The sequence below is a fragment of the Rhodopirellula maiorica SM1 genome, from assembly GCF_000346295.1.
In the GTDB taxonomy this organism is placed as follows: domain Bacteria; phylum Planctomycetota; class Planctomycetia; order Pirellulales; family Pirellulaceae; genus Novipirellula; species Novipirellula maiorica.
Window position 1 is genome coordinate 1 of sequence record NZ_ANOG01000586.1, and the last position, 1,717, is coordinate 1,717.

The 1,717-nt window shown below is 54.3% G+C and carries 1 protein-coding gene; it reads right to left on the minus strand.

Annotated elements, in window-relative coordinates:
• Nucleotides 1-183 precede the first annotated feature (183 nt).
• Complete coding sequence (gene gnd, locus RMSM_RS18655; RefSeq protein WP_008699667.1) at nucleotides 184-1,665, minus strand: decarboxylating NADP(+)-dependent phosphogluconate dehydrogenase; 1,482 nt, start codon at nucleotides 1,663-1,665, stop codon at nucleotides 184-186.
• Nucleotides 1,666-1,717 lie beyond the last annotated feature (52 nt).

A 1,717-nucleotide genomic window follows, 5' to 3' on the forward strand; every position in this document is an offset into this window, starting at 1 on the left:
CAACGCTTGCACCGTCCATCTCCAACACAGCTCCCCACTCAGATCTGGCTGCCGCCAGCTCTAACCTCCCCAACGGGGAAGTAAAGCGGTTTTACCCGCCGCTGTCACTACATAAAAATAACCCAAGGCTCCGCTAAACCGGAGCCTTGGGTTATTGAGTTTCAATCAGCGTGGATTTCAAAGTTAAGCGTTTTTAGGTTCTTTACGCAATTGGATCCATTCGCTGTGGAATGTGCCTTCCATGTCGGTCCGTTGGTAGGTGTGAGCACCAAAGTAGTCACGTTGGGCTTGCAGCATGTTGGCTGGCAAACGAGCCATGCGGTAGCCGTCGTAGTAGCACAATGCGGTGCTGAACGCAGGGACTGGAATACCGAGGATCGAGGCCGCAGCGACCACGGCACGCCATTTCTCTTGTGCGTTTTCGACGGCTTTCTCAAAGAACGGGTGCAGCAGCAAGTTTTCGAGGTTCGGGTTTTCGTCGAACGCTTCCTTGATGCGATCCAAGAAGACCGCTCGGATGATGCAGCCACCACGCCACAACAGAGCACAGTCGCCGTAGTTGAGGTTCCAATCGTGCTCGGCCGATGCCGCTTGCAATTGCACGAAACCTTGTGCGTAGCTGACGATCTTCGACGCATACAACGCTTGGCGAACCGCTTCGATAAAGGCTTCGCGATCGCCGACCAACTTCATTGCGGCCGCTCGCATCTCTGGATTCGATGCTTCCGAGGGCCCGTTGAGCGTTTCGCTGGCTCGCACGCGAGCTTCCTTCTGGGCGGACAAACCGCGAGCGAACACGGCGGTCGTCACCAACGTGCTGGGCACGCCGAGATCCAAAGCCAATTGACTCATCCATTTCCCGGTTCCCTTGGCACCAGCAATGTCCAAGATCTTGTCGACCAGGTAGCCATCGCCACCTTGGTCGTCTTTGACACTGAAAATGTCTCGGCTGATCTCGATCAAGTAGCTCGACAAGTCGCCTTGGTTCCACTTCTCAAATACGTCGTAAAGCTCGTCGTTAGAGAGTCCACCGACTTCGCGAAGCAGCTGGTAGCCTTCGCAGATCAGTTGCATATCGCCGTATTCGATCCCGTTGTGGACCATTTTGACGTAGTGACCGGCGCCGCGAGGGCCGACCCATTCGCAGCAAGGGATGTCGTTGTTCGGCCCGACTTTGGCCGAGATCGCTTGGAACATCTCTTTGACTTCAGGCCAAGCTGCTTCGCTTCCGCCGGGCATCATGCTTGGGCCCAGTAGTGCACCTTCTTCGCCACCGGAAACACCACAACCGCAGAACAGCAGTCCTGCTTCTTCGACCTTCTTGGTTCGTCGCTCGGTGTCGGCGTAATGTGTATTGCCGCCGTCAATGATGATATCGCCTGGTTCGCACAGCGGAATCAATTGATCGATGATCGCGTCAACGGCGGGGCCTGCCTTGACCAACATCATCAACTTACGAGGCCGTTTGACCGATTTGACAAATTCTTCGATCGTATGAGTGCCGACAAAGTTTTTGTCTTTGGCACGTCCGTTGATCAGCTCGTCGACTTTCTCGGTCGTCCGATTGTAGACGGCGACTTTATAGCCGCGACTTTCGACGTTTAAAGCCAAGTTTTCGCCCATCACTGCTAGTCCGATGAGGCCAAAATCGCAATCGCCGCTCATAATTTTTCCAGAGTTCGAGAAAGTGTCTTGTTGAATGTTTTCGCGGATTTTA

Coding starts and splice junctions, on each gene's coding strand:
- gnd (WP_008699667.1), bottom strand. CDS start 1,665: ATGAGCGGCGATTGCGATTTTGGCCTCATCGGACTAGCAGTGATGGGC.